2 protein-coding genes are annotated in these 2,564 nt (G+C 42.4%); both read left to right on the top strand.

What is annotated here, in order from left to right; all coding sequences use genetic code 11:
- The first annotated feature begins 655 nt into the window (after positions 1-655).
- A complete protein-coding gene (locus tag OTG27_RS26360; RefSeq protein WP_268938586.1) occupies positions 656-1,540 on the top strand; it encodes a PHP domain-containing protein in 885 nt (294 codons plus the stop codon).
- A gap of 220 nt (positions 1,541-1,760) precedes the next feature.
- A complete protein-coding gene (locus OTG27_RS26365; RefSeq protein ID WP_268938587.1) occupies positions 1,761-2,114 on the top strand; it encodes a UTRA domain-containing protein in 354 nt (117 codons plus the stop codon).
- The last annotated feature ends 450 nt before the right edge of the window (positions 2,115-2,564 follow it).

Here is a 2,564-nt window from a genome sequence, read left to right on the forward strand (position 1 = left end):
CGGGAGCCTCCTCGGCGCGCCTGCGGGGTCTCCCATGCCGCGCTTTTCCCGCAGGAGTCTCGTGCCTTCCGTTCCAATCAACTTAAAAAAATGCTGGCTCGTCTTATTCCGAACCCTATTTAAGACTAGTTTATCTTTCATGTTTTTTCTCCTGTACTCCTTAATGGATGGAAGAAATATGCGACACTCCTGCCGAAAAACTGGCTAGCCAGGACACCAAAGGCGCTTGCTTTGATGAGGCTTGGTAGCCAGTCGGCGGAAAGGGAGCGGGTTTCTGAAATCAACTGGAATTTTTATAAGAAAAAACTGCAGGTTCGTCTTATTCCGAACCCTATTTAAGACTAGTTTATCTTTCATGTTTTTTCTCCTGTACTCCTTAATGGATGGAAGAAATATGCGACACTCCTGCCGAAAAACTGGTTAGCCGAGACCCCACAGACGCTTGCGTCGAGGAGGCTTGGCAGACAGTCGGCGGAAAGGGAGCGGGTTTCTGAAATCAACTGGAAATTTTTTGTCTGCAGCTTGAAATACTTAAGTATTTTCACCAATCAGGACGACTTTTACACCTTTACGTTTTTTTACAGCATCTTAACGTTGACCGACATGGCACTAAGTTAAAATGAAAATGGGTAACGAATAAGAATGGGGGATTGGCATGAAGGTTGAATTACATTGTCATACGAACGTTTCAGATGGTTCCAGTTCTTTTGAAGAACTATTGGAGGTTGCAAAAAGGGAGAGAATTGGCCATTTAGCGATTACGAATCACGATACAACAATGAGATTGCAAGAGATGGCGGAACGGGGTAAGGAAATATGTATTGAAATCATCCCTGGTATCGAAGTTTCCAGTTATGACTTTGCAAGAGGAAGGCGTGTACATATTTTGGGCTATTTTGTCGAGCCTGGTCATAAGGCCCTTGAGGATTTATGTAATCCACTGATTGAAAAGAGGAATGCAGCTTCTGAAAAAATGGTGGAACGGCTGATTCATGCAGGATATCGAATAACTTGGGATCAGGTATCTAAATTCAGGGGAGGAACCGGTGTTTATAAACAGCATATTATGCTGGCGCTTCGGGAATCGGGGTATACGGATTCTATCTATGGAGATTTGTATAGGAAAATCTTCAGCCGCGGCCAAAATGGGGAAGAGCCGGGCATTGCCTTTATTCCTATGGAGTATGTGGATGCCATACTGGCTGTGAAGGCGATTCGTGCTGCCGGAGGCGTCCCGGTCCTTGCTCACCCTGGACAATACGAGAGCTTCGAAATTATCCCTGATCTTGTAAAAGCAGGGCTTGAAGGGATTGAAGTTCTTCACCCGCATCATGGTCATGCAGAAGAGGAAAGAGCGATTTCATATGCAGATCAATATAATCTCATTAAAACAGGAGGTTCCGATTTTCATGGGGATTATGGGGAAAAGCCGATTCGGCTTGGCAGTATGAGCCCTGGAACGGAATGTGTGAATGCTTTGAAAGTAAGGAAAAAAAGCATGAACATTAATGATGTGGTATTGAAAAATATCGATCTATGAAACCAGGAATTTGCTGTGAAAGCGTCATGCTTACATGCTGGATTGGGAATTTGAAAGACTGAACATACAGGGTCTTGTATGGAAAAGGATCGATAAAATAAGTGCTTCCTTGCGTTCTGGTAATTGACCAGGACTTTTTTTACTAGAAAATCATGATAGCTTCATATTTTCTCATTACACTGACAGTAACAAGGAAATTATATGTAAAGGGGGATTTTTGTTGGCGGAAAATAAAGTCTTTAAAATTGGCAGGCTTAGGTTAATGGACGATTTCCCGCTTGCTCTTCATACATCTTTTGTAACAAAATCACCTTTTCCTGAAATAGAAAAGGACGGCCCGGATATAACCTCCATGTTTCAATATTATCGGCAGCACGGCTTTGTAGAGTTCGGATCAAGCAGGAGCACGCTGAATGCGATTTTTCCCACTCTTTTCGAACGGGATATTTTGCAGTGTTCAAGTTTGATTCCACTTTTGCAAGTGGAATCATTATGCCGGGATAAGCGGAGTAATCAAGTCCTTGAGCACACGGTCATAATCTATCGGAGCGATTGTTTCACATATGTTATATAAAAACTTCCATTCCAGATATCGATCGAATTCACTAGTAAATGCTCTGAATTCACGAGTAAAAGTACGAAACTCACGAGTAAATGCCCCGAATTCACGAGTAAAGGCACGGAACTCACGAGTAAATGCTCCGAATTCACGAGTAAAGCACGAAATTTGAATAGTGAGGCCCGGCTTTAACAAATTTTATACAAAGATTTACTCTTTCTTAACGTACGTTCACTTGGCAGCAAGATACATTGAAGATGTTAGCTTGAAACTAAAACATATTTTATCCTGATCGTCGCAATCTGTCTTTAAATCTTCGCAACACAAATCAAAAGGAAACTAAAGGTATCATCTTGATACTAGATGCTGGCTAGGGAAATATGGGCTCTGCCAATCTATCAACTTGGTGCAGCCCCCGACAGTCACGATCTTTTCATAGCATGCATGAAAAAAGACCACAAAATG

It is taken from the genome of Peribacillus sp. AS_2, assembly GCF_026891895.1.
GTDB lineage: Bacteria > Bacillota > Bacilli > Bacillales > DSM-1321 > Peribacillus > Peribacillus frigoritolerans.